20 protein-coding genes are annotated in these 25,734 nt (G+C 45.5%); 11 read left to right on the forward strand and 9 right to left on the reverse strand.

Annotated elements, in window-relative coordinates; genetic code table 11:
• Positions 1 to 120 precede the first annotated feature (120 nt).
• The 8 genes from noc to rpmH form a co-directional block, all read right to left on the reverse strand.
• Positions 121 to 939, reverse strand: a complete 819-nt coding sequence (gene noc / locus HF638_RS24915) for a nucleoid occlusion protein (RefSeq protein WP_091012196.1) — start codon at positions 937 to 939, stop codon at positions 121 to 123.
• 516 nt (positions 940 to 1,455) lie between these two features.
• A complete protein-coding gene (rsmG, locus tag HF638_RS24920; RefSeq protein WP_169482691.1) occupies positions 1,456 to 2,178 on the reverse strand; it encodes a 16S rRNA (guanine(527)-N(7))-methyltransferase RsmG in 723 nt (240 codons plus the stop codon).
• Positions 2,178 to 4,067, reverse strand: a complete 1,890-nt coding sequence (mnmG, locus tag HF638_RS24925; RefSeq protein ID WP_169482693.1) for a tRNA uridine-5-carboxymethylaminomethyl(34) synthesis enzyme MnmG — start codon at positions 4,065 to 4,067, stop codon at positions 2,178 to 2,180. Before mnmG ends, rsmG begins: the two co-directional genes overlap by 1 nt.
• Before the next feature lie 180 nt (positions 4,068 to 4,247).
• Positions 4,248 to 5,624 carry a tRNA uridine-5-carboxymethylaminomethyl(34) synthesis GTPase MnmE gene (mnmE, locus tag HF638_RS24930; RefSeq protein WP_169482695.1) on the reverse strand — a complete coding sequence of 459 codons (1,377 nt, stop codon included), beginning with the start codon at positions 5,622 to 5,624 and terminating at the stop codon, positions 4,248 to 4,250.
• Between the two features lie 211 nt (positions 5,625 to 5,835).
• On the reverse strand, positions 5,836 to 6,537 hold the full coding sequence (gene jag / locus HF638_RS24935; RefSeq protein WP_076332219.1) for an RNA-binding cell elongation regulator Jag/EloR: 702 nt from the start codon (positions 6,535 to 6,537) through the stop codon (positions 5,836 to 5,838).
• Positions 6,534 to 7,412 (reverse strand): membrane protein insertase YidC, encoded by an 879-nt coding sequence (locus tag HF638_RS24940; RefSeq protein WP_169482697.1) that lies wholly within the window; start codon positions 7,410 to 7,412, stop codon positions 6,534 to 6,536. Before HF638_RS24940 ends, jag begins: the two co-directional genes overlap by 4 nt.
• 74 nt (positions 7,413 to 7,486) lie before the next feature.
• A complete protein-coding gene (gene rnpA / locus HF638_RS24945) occupies positions 7,487 to 7,837 on the reverse strand; it encodes a ribonuclease P protein component (RefSeq protein WP_036611981.1) in 351 nt (116 codons plus the stop codon).
• A gap of 314 nt (positions 7,838 to 8,151) precedes the next feature.
• Entirely contained in the window at positions 8,152 to 8,286 is a 135-nt protein-coding gene (gene rpmH / locus HF638_RS24950; RefSeq protein WP_017691413.1) for a 50S ribosomal protein L34, read from the reverse strand.
• A gap of 579 nt (positions 8,287 to 8,865) precedes the next feature.
• On the opposite strand from rpmH, the gene HF638_RS24955 reads away from it, so the two are divergent.
• The 9 genes from HF638_RS24955 (at position 8,866) to gyrB (ending at position 20,022) form a co-directional block, all read left to right on the forward strand.
• Positions 8,866 to 9,540: a GntR family transcriptional regulator gene (locus HF638_RS24955; RefSeq protein ID WP_169482699.1), complete on the forward strand. Its 675-nt coding sequence runs from the start codon at positions 8,866 to 8,868 to the stop codon at positions 9,538 to 9,540.
• A 210-nt stretch (positions 9,541 to 9,750) separates the two neighbouring features.
• The gene (locus tag HF638_RS24960; RefSeq protein WP_169482700.1) at positions 9,751 to 11,112 is read left to right on the forward strand and encodes a GntT/GntP/DsdX family permease; all 1,362 of its coding nucleotides are present in this window, start codon (positions 9,751 to 9,753) and stop codon (positions 11,110 to 11,112) included.
• A 66-nt stretch (positions 11,113 to 11,178) separates the two neighbouring features.
• Positions 11,179 to 12,726: a gluconokinase gene (gntK, locus tag HF638_RS24965; RefSeq protein ID WP_169482701.1), complete on the forward strand. Its 1,548-nt coding sequence runs from the start codon at positions 11,179 to 11,181 to the stop codon at positions 12,724 to 12,726.
• A gap of 867 nt (positions 12,727 to 13,593) precedes the next feature.
• Positions 13,594 to 14,940 (forward strand): chromosomal replication initiator protein DnaA, encoded by a 1,347-nt coding sequence (gene dnaA / locus HF638_RS24970; RefSeq protein ID WP_100526825.1) that lies wholly within the window; start codon positions 13,594 to 13,596, stop codon positions 14,938 to 14,940.
• A 220-nt stretch (positions 14,941 to 15,160) separates the two neighbouring features.
• Positions 15,161 to 16,303, forward strand: a complete 1,143-nt coding sequence (gene dnaN / locus HF638_RS24975) for a DNA polymerase III subunit beta (protein ID WP_169482702.1) — start codon at positions 15,161 to 15,163, stop codon at positions 16,301 to 16,303.
• Positions 16,304 to 16,319: 16 nt separating this feature from the next.
• Positions 16,320 to 16,535: a S4 domain-containing protein YaaA gene (yaaA, locus tag HF638_RS24980; RefSeq protein ID WP_036611994.1), complete on the forward strand. Its 216-nt coding sequence runs from the start codon at positions 16,320 to 16,322 to the stop codon at positions 16,533 to 16,535.
• Between the two features lie 57 nt (positions 16,536 to 16,592).
• Positions 16,593 to 17,705: a DNA replication/repair protein RecF gene (gene recF, locus HF638_RS24985; RefSeq protein ID WP_169482703.1), complete on the forward strand. Its 1,113-nt coding sequence runs from the start codon at positions 16,593 to 16,595 to the stop codon at positions 17,703 to 17,705.
• 13 nt (positions 17,706 to 17,718) lie between these two features.
• Positions 17,719 to 17,967 (forward strand): extracellular matrix regulator RemB, encoded by a 249-nt coding sequence (remB, locus tag HF638_RS24990; protein WP_017691405.1) that lies wholly within the window; start codon positions 17,719 to 17,721, stop codon positions 17,965 to 17,967.
• A gap of 144 nt (positions 17,968 to 18,111) precedes the next feature.
• Positions 18,112 to 20,022, forward strand: a complete 1,911-nt coding sequence (gene gyrB / locus HF638_RS24995) for a DNA topoisomerase (ATP-hydrolyzing) subunit B (RefSeq protein WP_169482704.1) — start codon at positions 18,112 to 18,114, stop codon at positions 20,020 to 20,022.
• An 88-nt stretch (positions 20,023 to 20,110) separates the two neighbouring features.
• Here gyrB and HF638_RS25000 read toward each other — a convergent pair whose 3' ends face one another.
• Positions 20,111 to 21,058, reverse strand: coding sequence for a YheC/YheD family protein (locus tag HF638_RS25000; RefSeq protein ID WP_169482705.1), 948 nt, complete (start codon positions 21,056 to 21,058; stop codon positions 20,111 to 20,113).
• 427 nt (positions 21,059 to 21,485) lie between these two features.
• Between HF638_RS25000 and gyrA the strand changes: the two genes are divergently transcribed.
• Positions 21,486 to 24,047: a DNA gyrase subunit A gene (gene gyrA, locus HF638_RS25005; RefSeq protein WP_169482706.1), complete on the forward strand. Its 2,562-nt coding sequence runs from the start codon at positions 21,486 to 21,488 to the stop codon at positions 24,045 to 24,047.
• Between the two features lie 224 nt (positions 24,048 to 24,271).
• Positions 24,272 to 25,390 carry an HD-GYP domain-containing protein gene (locus tag HF638_RS25010; protein ID WP_169482707.1) on the forward strand — a complete coding sequence of 373 codons (1,119 nt, stop codon included), beginning with the start codon at positions 24,272 to 24,274 and terminating at the stop codon, positions 25,388 to 25,390.
• The last annotated feature ends 344 nt before the right edge of the window (positions 25,391 to 25,734 follow it).

Below are 25,734 nucleotides of genomic sequence, written 5' to 3' on the forward strand. Positions count from 1 at the left end.
AGGCGGCTATCGTCCACACAAACAACAACTACCGTTCCATCAATATACCGTTCTTTAAAAATCCAGGCCTATCTTGCTTTATAGACATAAAAAGCGGCTCATTGCCGCCATAAGCTTCAATTATTTACGTTTTGGAATATGGATAACAATCTCGTAATGATCCTCATGGTCTGCTTCTTTTGTTTTAATGTCCAGACCAGAGCCAGTTACCATATCAATGGATTGACGAATTGTATTAAGTGCAAGTCTTACATCCTTGGTAAAGGAAACACGTCTAGATTTTTTAATCTTGGAAGATTCCTTGTAAAAGGCCACACGTGCCTCTGTCTGTTTCACATTCAATTCTTTTTCAATAATCTCACCGAGCAACTTCATCTGCAGTTCTTCCGTATCGAGAGAAAGTAATGCTCTTGCATGCCGTTCAGAAATTTTGCGTTCCATTAATGCAGCCTTAATGCCTTCCGGAAGCTGTAACAACCGAATTTTGTTGGCGATGGTTGACTGGCTTTTGCCGAGTCGTTGTGCAAGACTTTCCTGTGTCAGTTGATGCAAGTCGATCAGCTTCTGATAAGCGACGGCTTCTTCAATGGAGGTCAATCCTTCACGCTGCAAGTTCTCAATCAGTGCAATGGATGCGGCCTGAGAATCGTTGAATTCACGCACAATGGCTGGAATCGTATCCAAACCCAGTTTTCGAACTGCACGCCAGCGACGTTCCCCGGCAATAATCTCATATGATCCATTTCGCACGCGAACGACAATAGGCTGAATTACGCCATGTGTTTTGATCGTCTGCAACAACTCATCAATTTTATCATCATCAAAAATAGTACGGGGTTGATATGGGCTGCTCACAATTTCATTAACCGGAATCTGTTTGATCTCATCTCCGTTATTGCGCTCCGCCAAACCAAACAACTTCGAAAATTGTTCTTTCATTCCGCAGATTACCACCTAGTTTCGTAATAGCTCCCACAATCTTTGCAGGTGCTTCTTATTCAATAAACGACCCTTCAATTGCATCGTTCTTGGAATAAGTTTTGCCTTTCATAACGCTTCCTGTCATGCAACACTGAACGCGTATCCATCTATCTATACATATACTCTATGATCGCTGTAACCCAGGATCGGATACTTCTATTCTATCATCTTTTCTATCATAATCCTATGCTTACCTATTCTTTAAACTCTGCTTATTTTCCTGCTTTTTCTTTGTGAATATTGGAAATATGGCGACTTGTACACATATAATTCTTGAAAATGTTCATGTGTTACTACGCGTTGAATTGATCATTATGCATGATTAAAGAGATATGTAATAGGAAGTATCCATGATGTTGATCCAGTCCTCTATTTCAGAAGACAAAAAAAAGAAGATGTTTCACGTGAAACATCTTCTTTTTCCATGGCTAAAATTATATTTAGTTTTGACTACCTTCAAAAACCCTCATCCAACTATACCAGTGGAGTCTTCATTGGAGTGCCTGGCTTACGCGGGTACTTATAAGGTGTCTTATCAAATTTCTGGATCAGGATGATATGGCGCTCTGATTCTTCAACCGGCAGCTGGAAAGGATGAACGGCTTTCACCCGTCCTTTCAGCTGATTGAAGCTGAACTCCGCTTCCTTCATTTCCTCACGTGGGTCTCCGCCCTTCATCGCAGCGAACATTCCACCTTTGCGAACAAACGGAAGACAGAATTCATTCAGTACAGCCAGCTTGGCTACTGCACGCGCCGTAACGAGATCGTAACTGTCACGATACCCTTCTTTGCGTCCGATCTCTTCAGCACGTCCATGGACCAACTCCACGTCTGTCAGGCCAAGGATATCTACCACATGCTGTAGAAAACCAATACGTTTATTCAATGAGTCTATGATCGTCAGCTCAATGTGCGGGAAAAAGATTTTCAGGGGTAATCCAGGAAAACCCGCTCCTGAACCAATGTCAGCAAGCCTATTTACTTTAGTCATGTCTGTATAAAAAGCCAGCGATACCGAATCATAGAAATGCTTGGTATACACTTGCTCCCGATCCGTAATTCCGGTCAGATTCATCTTTTCATTCCAGGATACCAGTTCCTGATAATACAGTTCGAATTGCTCCAACTGGAGTTCGCCCAGCTCTAATCCATGTTTCTTTAAGCGCCGCTGCAGTTGCTGTTGAATATCGTCCATTATTGTCCCCTTGCTGCGGTTACACGGTTATAATGCTCCAGGTAGACCAGCAGAATGGAGATGTCGGCAGGAGTAACTCCAGCAATACGAGAAGCCTGACCAATCGAGATTGGACGAATCGTAGTGAGCTTCTGCTTGGCTTCCATAGCAAGACCATGAATCTCATCATATACGATGGTGTCCGGAATTTTCTTTTTCTCCATCTTTTGCAAACGTTCCACGTGGATCAATTGTTTCTCAATATAACCCGCATATTTAATTTGTATTTCCACTTGTTCTTTCATATCTGCTGTCAGTTCTACCTCAGATGGTGAGAGCTGTTCAATCAGTTCATACCCCAGCTCCGGGCGACGCAGCAAGGTAAGCAACGTACTGCCATCCTGAATAGGTGTAGATCCGTACTCTTCCAGCTTTGCGTTCACTTCAACCGGGCGAGCTTTAGCCACTTTCAGACGCGCGACTTCCTGCTCGACTTTCGCCTTTTTATCCAAGAATTTCGTATAACGATCTTCAGGGATCAGTCCAATATCATGTCCGATTGCCGTCAAACGCATGTCTGCATTATCATGGCGAAGCAACAGGCGATACTCGGCACGTGAAGTCAACAGACGATAAGGTTCATTCGTACCCTTTGTTACCAGATCATCAATCAGCACACCAATATATCCTTGCGAACGATCAAGCACAATCGGCTCTTTGTCTTGTACTTTGCGTGCTGCATTAATGCCGGCCATAACGCCTTGTCCAGCCGCTTCTTCATAACCCGAAGTACCGTTAATCTGACCCGCTGTGAACAGACCTGGCAGACGTTTGGTTTCAAGTGACGGCCACAATTGTGTAGGCACCATCGCATCGTATTCAATTGCATAACCGTTACGCATCATTTCTACTTTTTCCATACCTGGAATCGAGCGCAGAACCGCAAGCTGAACATCTTCTGGCAGACTCGTAGATAGCCCCTGCACATAATACTCCGATGTATTTTTGCCTTCCGGCTCCAGGAAAATCTGATGTTTCGGTTTGTCGCTAAACCGGACAATTTTATCTTCAATGGATGGACAGTAACGCGGTCCAGTCCCTTCAATCACACCCGAAAACATCGGTGCACGATGCAGATTATCATTAATAATCTGATGTGTTTCCACAGATGTATACGTCAACCAGCAAGGCAGTTGCTCATTATCGGAAGATTCTGTTTCATAGGAAAAGAACTTCGGCTCATCATCACCAGGCTGAATTTCGGTTTTGCTAAAATCAATCGTATCCTTATGCACACGTGGAGGTGTACCTGTTTTGAAACGAACCAGATCGAAGCCCAGTTCACGCAGATGCTCTGACAATTTAAGAGATGGTTGTTGATTGTTCGGTCCACTCTCATACATCAACTCACCCATAATTACTTTACCGCGCAAGTATGTGCCTGTCGTCAGAACGACGGCTTTGGCCCGATACTCTGTTCCGGTCTGAGTCACGACTCCTACACACTTTCCATCTTCAACGATCAGGCGATCAACCATACCCTGACGCATCGTCAGATTACGTTCATTCTCCATCGTTTCCTTCATTTTATGCTGGTAGGAGAATTTATCTGCTTGAGCACGAAGCGCGTGAACAGCAGGCCCTTTACCCGTGTTGAGCATCCGCATCTGAATAAAGGTCTTATCGATATTCCGTCCCATTTCTCCACCAAGTGCATCAATCTCACGGACAACATGTCCTTTAGCCGGTCCCCCAATGGATGGGTTACAAGGCATAAAGGCCACCATATCCAGATTGATGGTAATCATTAGTGTTTTGGACCCCATACGGGCTGCGGCCAGCGCGGATTCCACACCAGCATGTCCTGCACCAACGACGATTACATCATAACTGCCGCCATCAAAAGCCATTCCTGTTTACCTCCTTATAATGAAAACGAAATACTTCTAACCGTTCATCGGAACTTGCATTCCTATCTATATGAAACCAACACGTAATGGCTACAACATCATTCCATCCTTTGACAACAGGCAGAAATTGTACCTCTCCATCATACACTACGATTCAAGCTTATCCGCAGTATATTATTTTTACTTTCCTAGACAGAATTGGGAGAAGATCTGATCAATTAATGCATCATGTGCCGTATCTCCAACAATCTCGCCCAAATGCTCCCACGCTAAACGAACATCAATCTGAATCATATCGATTGGAATGAACTGCTCTGCCGCTTCATAGGCATCCACCAGGGACTGCTTCGCTTTTTTGAGCAAAGCAATATGACGCACATTACTGACATAAGTCAGGTCTGCGGACTCCAGCTTACCACTAAAGAATAGCGTAGAGATGGCATCTTCCAGTCGATCTACACCCAGATCATCTTTCACCGACATCGGTACAAGCCGCTCTTCCGGAATGTAACGAAGCAGCACGTCACGTTCTACCTGTGGCGTTAAGTCCATTTTATTCATAATGATTATCGATTGTCTACCGCGGATTTGTTCCAATAATTCAATCTCATCGGGATGAAGTGGCTCAGCAGCATTCACAACCATCAAGATCAGATCAGCTTCGCTTACCGCAGAACGAGAGCGTTCTACCCCGATCTTCTCTACAACGTCCATCGTTTCCCGAATTCCTGCCGTATCAAGTAACTTCAATGGGATATTATTAATCGTAATGAACTCCTCGATCACGTCACGAGTTGTTCCTGGAATGTCCGTGACGATGGCTCGATTGTCTTGGGCAAGTGTATTCATCAATGAGGATTTACCTACGTTAGGTCGTCCAACAATAGCCGTCGTGATACCTTCTCGCAGGATCTTTCCTTGCTCTGCTGTGGTAAGCAATTTATCGATCTCAGTCATAACCTGACTGGACTTTTCCTTAATGAAATCAGACGTTAACGACTCCACATCATGCTCGGGGTAATCGATATTCACTTCAATGTGAGCCAGTGTTTCCACCAATGTATATCGTAGATCACGCAGTTTAGAGGATAGTTTGCCTTCAACCTGTTTCAATGCAACCGAGAAAGCTCGGTCCGATTTGGAACGAATAAGATCCATGACACCTTCAGCCTGAGACAGGTCAATCCGCCCATTGAGGAACGCACGCTTCGTGAACTCACCCGGTTCAGCCAGACGAATATCAAGCTGCAACAGCAGGTCCATGACCCGTTTTACCGACACCACACCGCCATGCGCACTGATCTCCACGACATCTTCTGTTGTGAATGAGCGTGGTGCCCGCATGACCGTAACCAGCACTTCCTCGATCTTCTCGCCGCTCGCCGGATCTATGATATGACCATAATGAACCGTATGGGATGCTGCCTGAGTTAAAGGGGTTTTGCTGCGAAAAATCTTTTCCGTCTCCGACACTGCTTCCGGGCCGCTGACCCGGATCACGGCGATCCCCGCCTCTCCGACAGCTGTTGATATCGCTGTGATCGTATCACTGAACATGGTTATCTCTCCTTGCTCTATTTTAAAATTGCCGCCCCTCGGGGGACGTCATATCCATTTTCAACTCTATTGATGATATATCATATGACATGCTGCTTATCGTATTAAGTTCACTATTTACCTGTGTTACGCATCTTATCAAATTGCTTCTGTACGAAAAAAGCAATGGCTTCTGCACCGGGCAGGAAGCCATTGCGTCTTCAATTTCGTGTTATTTCGTGGTAATGACCACACGCCGATTGGGCTCTTCGCCCTTACTTAACGTCTTAATCTGCGGGTGATTTTGCAGTTTTGCATGAATGACTTTTCGTTCGAGCGGAGGCATTGGCTCCAGTACAACTTCCTTGCCGGTACGGATTGCTTGTCCAGCCAACCGTTCAGCCAGATCCTCCAGCGTCTTCCGCCGACGTTGACGGAAATTCTCCGCGTCGAGCACAATTCGAACGAAGCTTTCCGAGTATCGGTTCGCTACAATGTTCGTTAGATACTGAAGCGCATCCAGCGTCTGTCCACGTCTGCCAATAATCATGCCCAGGTCTTCACCGGCAATATTGAAGATATGTCCATCCCGCTGTTTTTTGATATGCACTTCAACATCCAGTCCCATACCTGCTGCGACCTCTTTCAAGAAAGCAGCCGCTTCTTCATAGGGATTTTTAGCTGCGACACCCTCAAGTAATGCATCTACTTCAGGTACGTGCGCGGCTGGCTTGATCGGCTGTTGAACAACTTCGGGTACAGGCAATAGTTTTACTTCAACTTTGGCCGCCTTCACCCCGATCAAACCCAGGAATCCTTTTGACGGCTGCTCTAACACTTGTATCTCGACCTTGTCCCGACTTACGCCAAGCTCGGTCAATCCTTGGTTTACAGCATCTTCAACGGTTTTTCCTGACGTAATGACTTTGGTCATTTCGATTTTTTGGCCCCTTTCGACCCTTTTCCAGAGACGGTCGCTTTGCCACCGTTTTTGCGTTTAGCTCCATTTTTGGAAGAGCTATTCTGCTTCACGTTGACCTCAGCCACGATTTTATCATTATTCCGGTAAAGGAAATAGTTTTGCACGATCGTGTAGATGTTACTGTAGAACCAGTACAGCGGAAGTGCTGACGGGAACTGATAAGACATTACGAAGATCAAAATTGGGTATACCCATAGCATAAACTGCATCGGACCCACTTGCTGTGCAGGGTTCATACGCATCATCATCCATGTTTGAATGAATGTTGTGATCGCAGCCAGCACTGGCAAAATAAACAGGTGATCCGGTTCCCCGAGCTGGAGCCACAAGAAATCATGTGTTCTCAGACTGGAGTTTCCGTAAATTGAGTTATAAAGTGCGATGTAAATCGGCATCTGAATCAGAAGTGGCAGACAACCCGCCATCGGATTAACTTTGTTCTCCTGAAACAACTTCATTGTTTCTTGCTGAACTTTCTCAGGTGTATCTTTAAACTTCGCTTGAATCTCCTTCAGCTGCGGCTGAATGGCCTGCATGGCTTTGGAGCTACGGACTTGTTTCATCGTTAATGGTAAAATCAATGTCCGTACAATAAGCACCATCACGAGGACGGCCAGTCCATATTCACCGTTGAACCAATTGGCGAATGTATCGAGCGCCAGTGAGAACCAGTAAATAACATTAGATTGCCAAAAAGAACCACTATTCTTCAGATCTTCCGTAGTAACCCCGGCTCCCTGTGGAGTACATCCGGCGAGTACAGTGACCATTGCAATGACTGCAATGAGGAGAATCCACTTCCCCTTTGATGTCTTCAATCGCGACACTTCATAACCCCTCTCTTAACCATTCCATTCCACCGTAAATCATACCATAATTAGGAGGACAAATAAACCGAAGCTTACCGCTTGCTCGACTTCAAAAGTGAGCCCTTGCGCATCGCATGGAGCAGGCTTTTTTCCATCTCCTTATAGGGCATGTCCAGTGCACCTTTTCTGACGATGAAAATCAGATCCATCTGCGTGACAATCTCATGTTCATGATGACGAACAATTTCCTTAATCATGCGTCTCATCCGGTTGCGTACGACAGCGTTTCCGATTTTCTTGCTGCATGATACGCCGACCCGGAATTGTTCCGTATCTTTACGGCGGCAGCCATACACCACGAATTGATGATTGGCAAACGATTTTCCATACCGGTATACACGGCTAAAGTCCGCCCGGTTTCGTAGACGCAGTCTTTTATACACGGCGCTTCTCCTTGCTGTTCTCCACCATTGTTATTGACGGAGGCCTCATTACTGATTTAGTATAGGCTTTCTTGAATAACGGTAAACCGTCTTGACAACAACTTCATTTGCGATGATTGTTGATCGGTCGTTTAAACCGAGCAAACATTCATCCTTATATAAGGTAAGTTTTCGAAAATGGAAAACTCACTCGACATACATAGATGTGTATTCAGAACTTTTCCGCAGACCATTCAGACCTGATCTGTACCAGCATCCAGTCTGAAATGATCCAAATTAAGAAAAAAAAGACCACCTCGGTGGTCTTCAATGCATTAAGCACTCAGGTTTTTACGGCCTTTAAGGCGACGTGCGGCCAAAATTTTACGGCCGTTGCTCGTGCTCATTCTTTTCCGGAAACCATGAACTTTTTTACGTTTGCTAACGTTCGGTTTGAATGTAGGTCTCAATGTATTGCACCTCCTCACAAGGAAATACTTATGTGATGAATCACTTTCATCTTCACAGAAAACACCTTTATATATTTAACCATGATCACCTGGAAAAGTCAACTGCAAGGCTCAAGGCTTCTCCCTCTTTTATATACGCTCTCCATCCCGCCAGAAATGATGACCACAGCCCGTTCACTTTATTATCATTACCAAGCCTCGAAGAGAGCTTCAAAAAGTTATCCCCAGACCCTGATCAGATCACGATAATACCGCATTTATAGTTATCCACACCCTCCAATACCCGCTATCTCCTTCAATACTTCCTGTTTAAAGTTATTCACATGTGGATAATGATTACAGGCTACCAATATCGTTGAATTCTGATCAAGTTGTATCCGCTTCAATTGAGGTTTACAAGCTTTTGAGAAAGGTGTAGGATAAAAATCACATCTTGTATACAAGTAGTCCTTTGAAAAATACATCAGCCGTTATCATGCATACTACAGACTATGGATTGAGCTGAAATGTCCAGTCCTCAAAATAGTTATGCTATGATCAGTAATGAACTGATTACTTATTAATAGGAGCGTTAGCCATATGCTATTTCCTTCTTCCTGGCTTCAAGGGGCTTCCCGTGGTGAAGCCATTGCCTGCGAATTAAGGCTGCGGATCATCAGTGGTACCCTTCGACCTGGAGAGATTTTGTCGGAAAATCGAATTGCGGCTGATTTTGACAGCAGTCGTTCACCTGTCCGTGAAGCGTTACGAACATTGTCTAATGAAGGTCTGATTAGGCTTGAACGTATGGGTGTCGTTGTCCTGGGACTGAGGATCAAGGATGTCGAAGAATTGTATGATGTCCGTTTCCTGATTGAAAGTTTTGTGCAGCAGCGACTGGCTGGGGATGTTCCAGAGTCATTAATCACCCAGTTGCGTAACGTGATCGACAAAATGCAACTCGCTGGAAGACATCAGGACGCTGTCGAATTCGCTTATCAGGATCTCGTTTTCCACGAAACCATCATTGAAGCAGCCCAGCATTCCCGTATTTCACACCTATGGAACAGTATTCGATATGTTGTGATGACCGTTATGCTGCTCACGACGCGCAGAGTATTTGTTCAAGGCGAGCAGAAAGTAAGCGCTGTAATTGAGAAACACCGTTTGCTCGTTGAAGCATTAGAATCCGGTGACAAATTGCTCATTCAGGCTGGAGTCCGCACGTATTTCCAAGATTCCGGCAAAACCTTGCACGAAAGCTTCGATTCCTAATTGGTGCAGAGCGTTTGCAATCATATCCGTCGTGTATGATTGCGCTCTAACTTGTCGACAAGTATACAAAATGCGATTTTGTTTCCATTTTGGGCATGATAAAGCTACATTTTCGCGAATAGCCCTTCAGCAGTACTGGCACGAATCTACGTGTTAACGATAATTTCAGTTGTAAGCGTTCTATATCAGAAATAAAGGAGCACACACATCATGAGCACTCTTTTTGGACTATCCCATAATGCAACATTATTGGTCTGGACGTTAATTGCGATCGTTTTTCTGATCGTTTTGATCTCTAAATATAAATGGAATCCCTTTATCACCCTTTTGTTATCCGCATTAATGCTCGGTTTACTTACAGGTATGAAACCTGCCGATGTGATCTCTTCCATTACCGGGGGACTCGGCGGCACACTTGGAACCATTGCAATTGTTATTGCTCTTGGTACGATGCTCGGTAAGATGATGGCCGAATCCGGCGGTGCCGAGCGCATTGCAACTACATTGGTCGATCGGTTCGGTGTGAAACGTGTGCACTGGGCCATGATGATTGTTGGCTTTATCGTCGGTATTCCTGTTTTCTTCGAAGTCGGCGTTATTTTGATGATCCCCATCATTTTCACCGTTGCACGTAAAACCAACATGTCATTGCTGCAGATCGGTATTCCCATTTTGGCAGGTCTGTCGACTGTACACGGTCTGGTTCCACCCCATCCAGCGCCAATGATTGCAATTGAAGCCTTCAGCGCAGATCTGGGTAAAACCATTTTGTACTCCCTTATTGTTGGTATTCCTACAGCGATTATTGCAGGTCCTTTGTTTGGTAAATTTATTGGAAAAAGAATACACACCGAACCGCCAGCTGAACTGGCTGAACAATTCGCAACCAAAACAAACAGCAACATGCCTGGGTTTGGTATTACCCTGTTTACCATATTGCTGCCGGTCATTCTGATGTTAATCGGTTCCATAGCGAGTATCATTGATCCAAATGCCACGAGCGGATTCACCGTTTTCAGTGAATTTATCGGTCATGAGATCATTGCTCTGCTGATTTCTGTTGTATTTGCCCTCTTTTCACTCGGCTTCGCACGTGGATTCACCAAGCACGATATTTCTCGCTTCACCAGTGAATGTCTGGCGCCTACGGCGACCATCATTCTCATTATTGGTGGAGGCGGTGCCTTCAAACAGGTATTGATTAATAGTGGTGTAGGTAATGCCATTGCTGAAGTCGCTACCCATGCCAACATTAACGTGATCCTGTTTGCCTGGCTTGTTGCGGCGCTTATTCGTGTAGCTACCGGTTCAGCAACCGTAGCCATGACAACAGCCGCTGGTATCGTCGCTCCAGTGCTTGCACTCACACCAGGGGCCAATATTGAACTCATTGTACTCGCCACAGGCGCGGGGTCACTCATCTTGTCTCATGTGAACGATGCAGGATTCTGGATGATCAAAGAATTCTTTAATATGAGCGTCGCCCAGACATTGAAAACGTGGACCGTTATGGAAACACTATTATCCGTGGTCGGACTGATCTTTATTTTGCTGCTAAGTACAGTCGTATAAATGGAGTATCTATAGTAGAAAGAAATTAAAATCTTATCGCTTTCTGGAGAAAGAAGGATTAAATACATGAACAACTACATGATCGGAATCGATATCGGTACCACCAGTACCAAATCCGTGTTATTTACCGAGCAGGGCTCCGTCGTCAGTACCTCAACGCAGGAATATCCTTTGTATACCCCGGCACCCGATGTTGCCGAGCAGGACCCTGAAGAGATTGTACAAGCGGCCCTCCGCTCTGTGCGAGGAGTTATGGATCATAGTGGTGTTGCTGCCGAGCAGATCCTGTTCGTGTCCTGTAGCTCGGCTATGCATAGTGTCATTGCCATGGATCAGGACGATACACCCTTAACCCGCTGCATCACCTGGGCCGATAATCGAAGTGCAGCATGGTCTGCCCAGCTGCAAGAGAATGGATTGGGCCATCGCATCTATCTGCGCACAGGTACACCGATTCATCCCATGTCACCGCTGACCAAATTAATGTGGCTGCGCCACGATGAACCTACACTTTTCGAGCGCACAGCCAAATTTATTTCTATTAAAGAATATCTGTTCTTCCGTCTATTCGGGCAATATGTAGTCGATCATTCCATCGCTTCCTGCACAGGCTTGCTCAATTTGGAACAACTGGACTGGGACGCGGAAGCCCTTGAAATTGCAGGCATTACACCCGACCATCTGTCGAAGCTCGTACCCACAACACATATATTAGAAGGAATGAATCACGAATCGGCTGAAAAAATGGCTCTCTCCCCCTCCACGCCCTTCGTTATTGGCGCAAGTGACGGGGTTTTGTCCAATCTCGGCGTAAACGCCATTGAACCTGGTGTTGTTGCAGCAACCATCGGAACCAGCGGGGCCATTCGCACTGTCGTGGACCGTCCGGTTACCGACCCCAAAGGTCGGACCTTCTGTTACGCCCTCACAGAGAATCTTTGGGTCATTGGCGGACCAGTGAATAACGGTGGTATGTTATTTCGCTGGGTGCGGGATGAATTCGCAGCGTCTGAAGTGGAGACAGCCAAACGACTTGGCATCAATTCCTATGATGTGCTGACCAAAATTGCTGAACGTGTCCGGCCGGGATCGGAAGGACTTCTGTTTCATCCGTACCTTTCGGGCGAACGTGCCCCTTTGTGGAATCCGGATGCCCGTGGCTCCTTTTTCGGCTTAACACTCCATCATAAGAAAGAGCATATGATCCGCGCTGTCCTGGAAGGGGTCATTTTCAACCTATATACGGTACTACTCGCCATGGAAGAACAGATTGGACAACCTACCTCCATTCAAGCCACCGGTGGGTTTGCACGCTCTCCTCTCTGGCGCCAAATGATGTCCGATATCTTCAATCAGGAAGTCGTTGTACCTGAAAGCTTCGAAAGTTCCTGTCTGGGTGCCGTTGTGCTTGGTTTGTACGCTACTGGGAGAATTGACTCGCTTCATGCCGTTTCTTCCATGGTGGGTACAACCCATCGACATACCCCTGTCAAAGAGAATGCTGCACTCTACCAGGAGCTGCTGCCCATCTTTATTCGGATCTCTCGCAAACTGGAGGAGGAATACGCAGATATCGCTGAATTTCAACGCAAGATGTCCCATGAGCGTCTCTAAATCATCAATCCATACTTAGTCTCCACACAAAGAAAGAGGGTGTCCCCTGAAACCAAAAATCGGTTTCAGGGGACACCCTCTTTTGATATAAATTCATAAAATGTCGTTTGGATTCATATCATATAGTCATACACTTCTACCTCAATATTTGAGTTTCGGCTTACCTCTTCATTCCGGATAATTCATATTCCACTTGTCTTATAATGAATTCCTCTTTGTTCATTTTCCATCTATATCGATGTCCACAGATCCCCATCTCCTCAGAAACTAGATCACATTTCTTGTTTAACGATACGCCAATTGGGATCTTTTCCGCCTTCCAGCCTTACGCTGAAATCGTGAAATTTCCCTAACTCCTTTGGCAAGGAAAACACGAGGGTCAGAGGTAACTCTATTTCCGATCTCGATCATGCTCCATTTTTAATTAACGGTTATCCACAGACAGGTTATTCACAAACGAAGAATACTTTTACACACAATTTGGCATCATTTGACGGATAACCTGTGTATAAAACATTTTTGGTTTTTGGGTCATCCTGTCGAAAATTAAACAGTTTATAAACAATATATTGTGTTGTGACTAAAAATTATACACAAGTTATTGAATTTGTGGATAAAATCACGCGATACGTTGAAATGCGGGGTTTCTTTTGCTATGATTGTATTACTTTTGGATGTGAATATGTGATCTGACCCATAATATTATCAACAGCCTGTGGATAAAGTTGTGAACAATTTTCCGTTGTTCATACTTTTTTTGTTTTCGACCTACGGGGGTTTGGGGATAAATTCAACAATATATCTCGTATTTCGACACTGCATCATGGCTTAAGCCACACTTGGAACATGTAAAAGGAGTGACAGTCTGTGGACAGCCATACTTCTGATTTATGGCAGCAAATTTTATCAATCATACAAAACAAACTCAGCAAACCCAGCTTTGACACCTGGTTCAAAGCCACCAAAGCCACAAAGCTGAATGACCGTTCAATCGTCATTTCCGCACCAACTACGTTTGCCGTCGAATGGCTGGAGAGCCGTTACACCAAATTGGTTGGCTCGACGGTATACGAGCTGCTTGGCAAACAAGTCGATGTGAAATTTGTCATCGAAGAGAACAAGCCTGCTGAACCGGACCCGCAACTACCGGCACCAACGCCTACAGTTGTACAGGAAGAAGCGGTACTCAGCATGCTGAATCCGAAATATACGTTCGATACATTTGTCATCGGGCCGGGCAACCGTTTTGCCCATGCCGCATCGCTGGCGGTCGCTGAAGCGCCCGCCAAAGCTTACAATCCTCTCTTTCTGTATGGAGGAGTAGGTCTCGGTAAAACTCACTTGATGCATGCGATCGGACATTACGTTCTGGAGCATGATCCGGGCAGCAAAGTCGTTTATTTGTCGTCTGAGAAATTCACGAACGAATTCATTAACTCGATCCGTGACAACCGTGGGGAGAGCTTCCGTAACAAATACCGGAGCGTCGACATTCTGCTCATTGATGATATTCAGTTCTTGGCGGGAAAAGAATCGACACAAGAGGAATTTTTCCATACGTTTAATGCGCTGCATGAGGAACGGAAGCAGATCATCATCTCCAGCGACAGACCACCGAAGGAAATTCCGACACTGGAAGAACGACTTCGTTCTCGCTTTGAATGGGGATTAATTACGGATATCCAGCCTCCAGATTTGGAGACAAGAATCGCTATTTTGCGTAAGAAAGCACGTGCAGAAAACCTGGATATTCCGAATGAAGCGATGATGTATATCGCCAACCAGATTGACACCAACATCCGTGAACTGGAAGGCGCACTGATTCGCGTTGTTGCTTATTCTTCGCTGACTAATCAAGATGTAACCACTCATCTGGCAGCTGAAGCACTGAAGGATATAATTCCTTCGAGTCGTCCCAAAATGATCACTATTCATGACATCCAACAAAAGGTCGGCGAGTACTATAGCCTTAAGCTTGAAGATTTCAAAGCACGGAAACGGACCAAGGCAGTTGCTTTCCCAAGACAGATTGCCATGTATCTCTCTCGTGAACTGACAGACTTTTCTCTGCCCAAAATTGGGGAAGCATTCGGAGGACGAGATCACACCACTGTCATACACGCTCACGAAAAAATCTCCCAAGCCATAAAAATCGATCAGGATCTCTATAAAGTTATCAACAACTTAACCGAAAAAATTAAGAATCCAACCTGAACAAGTCCCAAGCCTATGCACAACGTATACACATGTGGATAGGCTTGGGTGTACGGGTTTATACCCACTTATCCACATATTCAGTGCCCCTATTACTATTATTACTAAAAAGATCTTAAAGATATCATCTCCAAAATAGCCATTTCGGAGCTTAGCCTTCGGCCTTTGAAAAACACCTTTTAACACCCCATCACCCAAAAAATCAGCTAGGAGTGAAACCATGAAAATCAGCATAATGAAAAACTACTTAAACGATTCCATACAGCAAGTATCCAAAGCGATCTCGAGCCGTACAACGATTCCAATTCTGAGCGGTATCAAATTCGACGTGAATCATCAAGGTGTAACGTTGACAGCAAGCGACACCGATATATCCATTCAATCCTTCATCCCGCTTGAAGATGGAGATAAAAGCGTGGTACAGGTAGAACAACCCGGGAGTGTAGTTTTGCCAGCTAAGTTTTTCGTGGAGATCATCAAGAAGCTGCCATCCCAAGAAGTACACATGGAAGTCAAAGAGAACTTCAACACCTTTATCTCTGCAGGTGCGACTGAGATTCAACTCGTAGGTCTTGATCCGGAAGAATTCCCGGTACTGCCAAGCATTGAAGAAAACCAAACCGTCTCCATTCCAGGAGATTTGCTGAAAAATATGATCAAACAAACCGTCTTCTCCATTTCCACACATGAGACAACACCAATCCTTACAGGCGTACTCTGGAGTTTGGGTGACAACGAATTGAAATTTGTGGCAACAGACCGTCACCGTCTTGCTACTCGATCTGCAATGCTGGATAATGCAGAAGGTATTCGCTTTAACAACGTGGTCATTTCCGGTAAAACGCTGAACGAGCTCAGCAAAATCGTTCCGGATCAAAATACCCTTGTGGATATCGTTGTTGCAGATAACCAGGTCCTGTTCAAAATTGACCGTGTATTGTTCTACTCACGTATTCTGGACGGAACATATCCCGATACTTCTAGAATTATTCCAACGTCATACAAAACAGAACTCGTTTTAGATACAAAAAAATTAAGTGAATCCATTGACCGGGCTTATTTGCTGTCGCGTGAAGAGAAAACAAACATTGTGCGTATGCAAACCATGGATTCGGGATCAGTCGAAATTTCCTCAAGCTCTTCCGAGCTAGGTAAAGTAAGAGAAGAAATCGAACCTGCAGAGTTTACAGGAGAACCGTTAAAAATCTCGTTCAACTCCAAATACATGCTGGATGTGTTGAAAGTCGTTGAAAGTGAGCAGCTGATGATCGCTTTTACGGGCGTCATGAGTCCAATCATCTTGAAACCGCTGGATGACAGTCACAGCCTTTACGTCATATTGCCATATCGGACGACTAACTAACGAAAGGAAGATCACAGTGAACCAAGTTACGATTCGAACGGAATATATTAAGCTTGACCAATTTTTGAAACTGGCTGATTGCATCCCAACCGGAGGTATGGCCAAAGCTTTGCTGCAGGAGGGACTTGTACGTGTGAATAAAGAGCCCGAGGAACGTCGGGGACGTAAGTTATACCCTGGGGATATCGTTGAAGTGGACGGAGAAGGCACATTCGAAGTTGCCGCAGAATAAGAAGACCAGTTCGATCCTGCTGCCTCCTGACGGACGGGATAAAAGGGAGGTTACCGCGTGTTTGTGAACAGCATTGATCTGCAGAATTTCCGCAATTATGAACATCTGAGACTGGACTCTTTTGGTCCTGTAAACTTGTTGATCGGGCAAAATGCCCAAGGCAAGACCAATCTTGCAGAGGCGATTTTTGTACTTGCACTCACCAAGAGCCACCGTACATCCCGTGACAAGGAGTTAATCCGTTTTGGTGAGGAACGTGCCAGACTTGCAGCAGAAGTCGACAAAAAGTACGGATCGGTCAAGCTTGAACTGTCTTTGTCACAACAAGGCAAAAAAGCGAGGATTAACGGCCTGGAGCAGCGCAAGTTAAGTGATTTTGTCGGAGCGCTTAATGTCGTGATGTTTGCACCGGAAGATCTGGAGATCGTAAAAGGCACACCGGGGGTCCGCCGCCGGTTTCTTGACATGGAGATTGGACAGGTTGCACCAGGTTACCTGTATCATCTGCAGCAATATCAAAAGGTGCTGGTCCAACGAAACAATTTACTTAAGCAGCTATGGGGACAAGGGGCATCGGCCCAGACCATGCTTGAGGTGTGGAACGAACAACTGGTTGAGCATGGTGTTAAAATCGTCAAAAAAAGGAAACAATTCATAAAGAAACTGCAAAAGTGGGCAGAAACGATTCATCAAGGGATCACCGGAGGCGGAGAAGTGTTGCGGCTGGCCTACCTTCCTTCCTTCAGCGAAGCCGCTGAAGAAGATGAAGCTGTCTTAATGGACCAATTTATGATAAAATTATCACAAATGAAAGAGCAGGAGATTCGCCGAGGCACAACCCTTAGTGGGCCGCATCGGGATGACCTGTCCTTTTTCATTAACGATCGGGAAGTACAAACATATGGCTCGCAGGGGCAGCAGCGCACAACGGCGTTGTCCCTTAAACTTGCGGAAATTGAACTGATTCACGAAGAAATCGGAGAATATCCGGTCCTACTGCTCGACGACGTCCTGTCCGAACTGGATCCTTTTCGCCAGACACAGCTGATCGAAACGTTCCAGAGCAAGGTGCAAACCTTTATTACGGCTACGGGGATCGAGAGCCTGAACGTTGACAAGCTCAAAGATGCCAGTATTTATCACGTTCATGCCGGACAGGTTGAACGCTAAGGAGTGAGGGCTTATGTACATTCATCTGGGCGGTGAGAAGATTATCCGTTCTTCCGAATTGGTCGCTATTTTTGATATATCGATTGAAAAATCCTCAAAGATCTCCAAGCAGTATGTCACTCATGCCGAGCAGGAAAAAACAGTGGAACACATCGGCGAAGAGGAAGCCAAGTCCATTGTGGTAACCAAAAACATTGTGTACTATTCACCTATTTCCTCAGCCACGCTGAAGAAGCGGGCTCACATTTTTCCTGATCTCTAGCGTTGGTGTGGCATAAAAGGTGTGTCTTTTGCTGCTTGTCTTTATGTGGACAGCTGGCTGAAATGAAGGACGTTGCCTATTTCAGCAAACATTCTTAGTTAACGCATATTTACGATATTGAATCTATAGAAGTAGGTGAAAGGCATGTCTATGAATCAACCGTCATATGATGCGAATGAAATTCAGGTCCTTGAAGGATTGGAAGCCGTACGGAAGCGTCCGGGGATGTATATCGGTTCCACCAGTTCCAAGGGCCTGCATCATCTGGTCTGGGAAGTAGTGGACAACAGTATCGACGAAGCGCTTGCAGGTTACTGTGACCACATCGAGGTCAGTATCCATGAAGATAACAGCGTAACTGTAGTCGATAACGGACGGGGTATTCCTGTCGGCGAACATGCCAAAATGAAACGTCCTGCACTTGAGGTAGTTATGACTGTCCTCCACGCAGGGGGGAAATTTGGCGGCGGCGGATATAAAGTATCCGGTGGTTTGCATGGTGTTGGTGTGTCCGTTGTAAATGCTCTCTCTGAAAAAGTGGTTGTAACGGTTAAACGCGAAGGACATATCTACCAACAGGAATATCGCCGTGGAGCTCCACAGTATGACCTGAAAGTGATCGGTACAACCGACGAAACAGGAACTACGGTTAGGTTCCATCCGGACCCTGAAATTTTTACGGAAACGAGAGTTTATGAATATGACATCTTGCTTGCCCGTATTCGTGAGCTGGCGTTCCTGAACAAGGGTATTGGTCTTACACTGACGGATGAGCGTACAGGTGCAACCAACTCGTTCCTGTACGAAGGCGGTATTATCGAATACGTCTCCTTCCTCAACCAGAAGCGCGAAGTATTGCATGAAAATCCAATTTACGTCGAAGGTTCCAGAGATAACATCCAGGTGGAAGTTGCGCTGCAATACAATGACAACTACACCGAGAATATCTATTCCTTCGCGAACAATATCAACACGCATGAGGGCGGAACGCATGAATCAGGTTTCAAGAGTGCCCTTACACGGATCATCAATGACTACGCTCGTAAGGCGGGGGTAATCAAGGACAGCACTGGTAACCTTTCAGGCGATGACGTGCGTGAAGGTTTGACGGCTATTATTTCGGTCAAGATTCCGGAACCACAGTTTGAAGGACAGACGAAGACCAAGCTTGGTAACAGTGAAGTGCGTGGTATTGTCGAATCCTTGTTTGCTGAGAAGCTGCAGGAATTCCTGGAAGAGAATCCTTCCGTATCCCGTCGTATTTTGGAAAAAGGACTGCAAGCAGCACGTGCGCGTGAAGCGGCCCGTAAAGCACGGGAACTGACACGTCGTAAAGGAGCACTTGAAGTAAGCTCTCTTCCAGGTAAACTGGCCGACTGTTCATCCAAGGATGCTTCAATCAGCGAATTGTACATCGTCGAAGGTGACTCTGCTGGCGGATCAGCGAAGCAAGGTCGGGATCGTCATTTCCAAGCCATTTTGCCGCTCCGTGGTAAGATTCTGAACGTGGAAAAAGCTCGTCTGGATCGGATCTTGGGTAATGCGGAGATTAGAGCGATTATTACGGCGATGGGTACAGGTATTGGTGATGACTTTGATATTGCCAAAGCCCGCTATCACAAAATCATTTTAATGACAGATGCCGACGTCGATGGCGCTCATATCCGAACACTGCTTCTGACATTCCTGTATCGGTACATGCGCAAGATCATTGAGGCTGGCTATGTATACATTGCGCAGCCGCCATTGTTCAAGATTGAGCGTAACAAAGTGATTCGCTACGCTGGTTCCGAGAAAGAGCGTGATGAAATTATTGCAACGCTCGGCGAAAATGCGAAGTTCAACGTTCAGCGTTACAAAGGTCTCGGTGAGATGAATGCCGGACAATTGTGGGAAACAACGATGGATCCGGAGAGCCGGACTATGATGCAAGTATCGATCAACGATGCCATCCTTGCCGATACCATGTTCGACACCCTCATGGGGGATAACGTTGAACCGCGTCGTGACTTTATTCAGGAAAATGCTAAATACGTGAAAAACCTCGACATTTAACGATATTCGAAGAGGCGCCTGCGAGGGCGCCTTTTTATATTATTGGAATCATCGAAGAGAGAATCTAATAGACCTCCGTATTCATTTGTTACCGACGTACACGTTTTTTAGCAGACGAGGCCTGTGCTTTAGGGGATGGACGAGTGGTTTTACCCTTTTTGGAGGGCAGACGACCGTATGCAATCGCATATCGTTTGATCTTTCGGTATGTCTCCTTGTCCGGCAGTAAGCCGAAAGCATAAATGCCTGGTAGTGTATTGACTTCAAGAATCCAGGGGCGCCCTTCTTCGTCTAGCGCAATATCAATCCCAATCTCTTTGAGCCTTGGAAATGATGTTTGCAATTGCACGGCGGTGTGAATGCCTAATCGGTATAGCTCATGGCGAAGCTTCTTGAATCCATCCTGATGAAGATGGGGAAGTACGAGTTCTTCAAACGTGGCCAATCGTCCACCACCATGAATGTTGGTGATGATTTTGCCCGGAGCGGCGACCCGTCCCAGCACACCTGTTGTTTCCCAGTTGTGTTGCAGATTTTTCTGGGTCAACACGCGCAAGTCAAAAGGCAAACCCTCATGCTTCATCAGCGGGATTCCCTGTTGAATGATATAGTCACGTCTTTGAATGCGATCATTCAGTGCCCGTTCAAGATCGTCCAAGGAGTGAAATGACCTCTCCTCTGTTCCGTATTGGAGTCGATATGTTGTTGTGAGGTGGGTAGCTCTGGAGGTAACAGAGGTCGCCACGGTTTCGTCAGTTAGGCTTCGATCATTGGGTTCTTCAGTGACCTCTGCATTTGTGGTGGAATCTTCGGAATAAAACACAGGTTGGTACATACGGGTGGTTTTCACCCGCATGACGCCATTGCCATAAGTGCCACGGTCCGGTTTGATATAGTTCGACTCAAATAATTCAGTCATTCGTTCCAGGGTTTGACGGCTATATTTTCGGGTCACAGGGATATATTCATTCACATTGCGACTGCGTTGTAACACAGCTGTTTTGGCCCATTTGCTGGAGACACGCTGGATACCCAAGATTCATCAGTCCTTTCATGTTTTGCTCAGTTCTCAAGAGGGGAAGACACGGAGAAATCGAAGGACAAGAGACGATTTCAGTGGTATAATAGAGAAATATGGCGTTTTGTGCGATGAGCTGCACAATTTGCAGTTTGATCGTAGAACGGGAACGGCTTTAGCCTCGGTAGGCACAGTACACATGCCGCTTTTTCTAGCATTGTATGTGCAATTGGAGAGGAAGGCAGGGCGAATCCCCAGAGACGCAGAAGTTCCCGGAAGAAAGGCTATTGCCCAGCGGACGTTTAATTGTGTAACTTTTGTGAAAGTAATATAATAAAGAGTAGCGTTCTTGCGCGGTTTTAGCCTTGTTAGGCTTTTCACATATAATCAATTTTTTTGCATGACGGAATGGAACGTTTGTTGAAGGACAAGAAGGAGGTCCAGCATGGCGGAAGAAATGAACTCTCAGATTACAGATCGGGATATAGGCGTCGAGATGCGTGAATCGTTTATGGATTATGCGATGAGCATCATCGTTAGCCGTGCCTTACCTGACGTGCGTGATGGATTGAAGCCGGTTCACCGGCGTATTCTGTACGCGATGTCAGAGCTCGGCATGACACCCGATAAACCACATAAAAAATCAGCCAGAATCGTCGGCGAAGTTATCGGTAAGTATCACCCGCACGGTGACTCTGCTGTTTACGAGACGATGGTACGGATGGCACAGGATTTCTCCCTGCGTTATATGCACGTAGATGGACATGGTAACTTTGGATCGGTCGATGGCGATATGGCAGCAGCGATGCGTTATACCGAAGCTCGTCTCTCCAAGATTGCAATGGAAATGCTCAGAGATATCAACAAGGATACGATTGACTTCCAGCCGAACTATGACGGTGAAGAACATGAACCAATCGTACTGCCTGCTCGTTTCCCTAACTTGCTTGTCAATGGGGTCGGCGGGATCGCGGTAGGTATGGCCACCAATATTCCTCCTCATAATCTGGGAGAGGTCATTGACGGTGTACAGGCCATGATTCAAAATCCGGATATTACATCCATGGAACTGATGGATTACATTCAAGGGCCAGACTTCCCAACGTCCGGTTACATTTTGGGACGCTCAGGCATTCGTCAAGCGTATCAGACCGGACGTGGTTCAGTAACGATGCGGGCCAAAACCAACATCGAAGAGAATAACAATAAAGCGAGAATTATCGTTACAGAGCTCCCTTATCAGGTGAACAAGGCGAGACTCGTTGAGAAAATCGCTGAGTTGGTACGTGATAAAAAAATTGATGGCATTACAGACCTTCGTGATGAGTCTGACCGTAATGGTATGCGGGTTGTAATTGAGCTCCGCAGAGACGTGAATCCGGGGGTTGTTCTGAACAACTTGTACAAACACACATCGATGCAATCCACTTTCGGAATTAACATACTTGCGATTGTAAATAAAGAGCCTAAAATCCTGAACTTGCGTGAAGTGTTGTATCACTATCTGCAGCATCAGATTGAGGTTATTCGCAGACGTACGCAGTTTGAACTGAAGAAGGCTGAAGCTCGTGCACATATTCTGGAAGGCTTGCGCATTGCGCTGGATCATATCGATGAGATTATTACATTGATTCGTTCATCCAGTAATGCAGATGCAGCCAGAGAAGGTTTGATTGAGCGCTTCTCACTCAGTCATGATCAGGCTCAAGCGATTCTTGATATGCGTTTGCAACGCCTCACAGGTCTGGAACGCGAACGTATTGAAAACGAATATAACGAACTGATGGTTAAAATCAGGGAGTACCGTGAAATCTTGGCCAATGAGCATCTGGTGCTTGAGATTATCAGTACGGAGCTGCAAGAGATTCGTGACCGCTTTAGCGATGACCGTCGTACAGAGATCACTGTAGGCGAAGAGAGTATTCTGGATGAGGACCTGATTCCACGTGAAGAGGTTATTATCACGATTACCCATACAGGCTACGTGAAACGTCTGCCGGTATCCACATACCGCAGCCAGAAACGTGGTGGACGTGGGGTTGTAGGGATGGACACCAAAGATACCGACTTTGTTGAGCATCTATTTGTGACCAACTCTCACAATTACCTCATGTTCTTCACTGATAAAGGTAAAGTGTATCGTCTCAAAGCTTATGAGATTCCAGAACTTGGACGTACTGCACGGGGAACACCAATTATCAACCTGATTCAGATCGAGCAGGGCGAATCGGTTAATGCCGTGATTCCAGTTCAGGAATTTGAAAGTGACAGATACTTGTTCTTTGCTACTCGTCAAGGGGTTGTGAAGAAGACGCCACTTGAGGATTACACCAATATTCGCAAAGGCGGCCTGATCGGTATTTCCTTGCGTGATGATGATATCCTGATCGATGTTAAGCTGACCGATGGACAGCAAGAGATCATTATGGGTACAGCTCATGGGATGTCTATCCGATTCTCGGAAGGTAATGTACGTTCCATGGGACGTAGTGCTACCGGGGTTAAAGGGATCACATTGGATGAACAGGATGCCGTTATTGGCATGGATGTAGTCGATAAAGAGCTTGATGTTCTGATCGTTACAGCCAAAGGTTACGGTAAACGTACACCTGTCAGTGATTATCGGATGCAGACTCGTGGCGGTAAAGGGATCAAAACCATTAACGTCACAGAGAAGAACGGCTCAGTAGTCAGCCTCAAGATGGTTAAAACCGAAGAGGATCTGATGATTATCACGTCTAGCGGTACTTTGATCCGGATGAGCATGGAAGGCATATCCACCATGGGTCGATACACGCAAGGGGTGAAGCTGATTCATACTCGTGATGAGGATTCGGTAGCAACAGTTAGCCGAATTGACAAAAATGAAGAAGAACCAGACGATGAGTCACTTGAAGGCTTCGAAGAAGGCGGGGAGACCCAAGCTCCGGCAGTAAGCCTGGAAGAAGGAACCGTTTCTGACGCGGAAGCTGAAGTTGAGGGCGACGATTCTGGTTCGGAAGCATAAGAATAAAATTACTGAAAACCAATCTCTTGGAGATTGGAATAATATTAAGAGGGCTCCCATTGGGGGCCCTTTTGTTGCATCAAGGAACCATCACTTTGATTAATCAGAATCTGGGATGTACAGCCTGATTTTTGAGTAATATAATGGGAAATATCATGAAAAAACCGGGACTATGGTCTTGTTTTGTTATTAACATAGAAGAACGATGAGTGAGGGGAATAAACATGGGATTAATTACCCTGTCAGAAGTCAAACCAGGACTCAAACTTGGAAGTGATGTGCAAACGCTTCGCGGCAACGTCCTGCTTCAGAAGGGCAAAGTCATTTTACCCAAGGATATGGAAGTGCTCAGAGCCTTTATGATTCACCAGGTAGATATTGAACAAGAAAGAATGGTATCAGGCAGTACAGGAACCAAAGGTGCATCTGGGCCGACAGGAAGTACAGCAAATGAGAAGAATGGTGAACGGGCAGGAAAGACGGGGAACCTCGTCACAGCTCCTGCAGTAACGTCTCTACAGGATGAGTATGAGAAGATGGTCGGATTAACCAAAAATGCATTCCTGTCCTCTCTAGCAGCTGAATTGCCTGTATATGAGTTGCGTACACAGTTGGAGGCTTTATTTGTACATCTCAAACAATATAATGTGCTTACCTTTAGCCCACGAGTAATACAAGAACATGATTATGTTTATCACCATGCCGTACTGAGTGCGATCACATCGTATCAATTGGCTCAATGGATGGATCTCCCCTCCAAGGATTGGATGCAAGTTGCTTTTGCAGGCTTGTTCCATGATATTGGTAACAACAAGGTAGATCCTCAGATTCTCCATAAACCATCTACGTTGACGGCTACAGAGCAGGAAGAAATTCGTCAGCATACTAAATATGGTTATCAGATTCTTAAACAGGCAAAAGCCATTAATGAGGGTGCCAGACTTGCAGCCTTGCAGCATCATGAAAAAGTGGATGGATCGGGCTATCCATTGCAGCTTAGTGGAACGCAGATTCATATCTACGCCAAAATTGTAGCTATCGCTGATATTTTCCATGCTATGACGCTGGAGAAGATCTACCGTAAGGCACAATCACCTTATCTGGTGCTGGAACAGATCCAGAGTGAAGCGTTCGGGAAATTAGATCCTGCAATCGTAAGTGTATTTGTTCAACGGTCAACCCAGATTCATAATGGCATTCGAGTAAAACTAAGCAATAATCAAATTGGAGAGATCGTATTCTCTGATCGAGATCATCCTACAAGGCCTATGGTGTCAGTAGAAGGAACCATCATTAACCTAATGCAGCAACGGCAGCTTCACATTCAAGAGGTTATCGGTTAACTATAGATAATTAGAGCAACTTGATGAGAGGGTCTTTCTTTTATAGAGAGGCCTCTTTATGTGAAACAAGCGTGGTAATGTAGATATACTACGAAGATTATAAAAAGATTTATAATTAATCAAAAAAAGACTTGCAAACAAAAACTGTACATGGTATATTCTAAGTCCGGCCAAGAAAACACGGTTTACACGGTGCGGCAAGCAAATGAAATAAGCTTCGAAAGAAACTTAAAAAAAGAGCTTGCAAAGTTGGTTCGGATGTGATAAGATATAAAAGTTGCTGAAGAGAACAACGTTCGGCAGCGAAACAAGTTTGATCTTTGAAAACTGAACAACGAGTGAGT

Source organism: Paenibacillus sp. SZ31 (assembly GCF_012912005.1).
In the GTDB taxonomy this organism is placed as follows: Bacteria; Bacillota; Bacilli; order Paenibacillales; family Paenibacillaceae; genus Paenibacillus.

What these genes read in the sequence shown, in the direction of transcription:
- rsmG (WP_169482691.1), bottom strand. Translation starts at nt 2,178, where the DNA reads ATGGACGATATTCAACAGCAACTGCAGCGGCGCTTAAAGAAACATGGA.
- noc (WP_091012196.1), bottom strand. Translation starts at nt 939, where the DNA reads ATGAAAGAACAATTTTCGAAGTTGTTTGGTTTGGCGGAGCGCAATAAC.
- gyrA (WP_169482706.1), top strand. Translation starts at nt 21,486, where the DNA reads ATGGCGGAAGAAATGAACTCTCAGATTACAGATCGGGATATAGGCGTC.
- mnmE (WP_169482695.1), bottom strand. Translation starts at nt 5,624, where the DNA reads ATGTTCAGTGATACGATCACAGCGATATCAACAGCTGTCGGAGAGGCG.
- jag (WP_076332219.1), bottom strand. Translation starts at nt 6,537, where the DNA reads ATGACCAAAGTCATTACGTCAGGAAAAACCGTTGAAGATGCTGTAAAC.
- remB (WP_017691405.1), top strand. Translation starts at nt 17,719, where the DNA reads ATGTACATTCATCTGGGCGGTGAGAAGATTATCCGTTCTTCCGAATTG.
- HF638_RS25010 (WP_169482707.1), top strand. Translation starts at nt 24,272, where the DNA reads ATGGGATTAATTACCCTGTCAGAAGTCAAACCAGGACTCAAACTTGGA.
- gyrB (WP_169482704.1), top strand. Translation starts at nt 18,112, where the DNA reads ATGTCTATGAATCAACCGTCATATGATGCGAATGAAATTCAGGTCCTT.
- mnmG (WP_169482693.1), bottom strand. Translation starts at nt 4,067, where the DNA reads ATGGCTTTTGATGGCGGCAGTTATGATGTAATCGTCGTTGGTGCAGGA.
- HF638_RS24960 (WP_169482700.1), top strand. Translation starts at nt 9,751, where the DNA reads ATGAGCACTCTTTTTGGACTATCCCATAATGCAACATTATTGGTCTGG.
- dnaN (WP_169482702.1), top strand. Translation starts at nt 15,161, where the DNA reads ATGAAAATCAGCATAATGAAAAACTACTTAAACGATTCCATACAGCAA.
- gntK (WP_169482701.1), top strand. Translation starts at nt 11,179, where the DNA reads ATGAACAACTACATGATCGGAATCGATATCGGTACCACCAGTACCAAA.
- HF638_RS24955 (WP_169482699.1), top strand. Translation starts at nt 8,866, where the DNA reads ATGCTATTTCCTTCTTCCTGGCTTCAAGGGGCTTCCCGTGGTGAAGCC.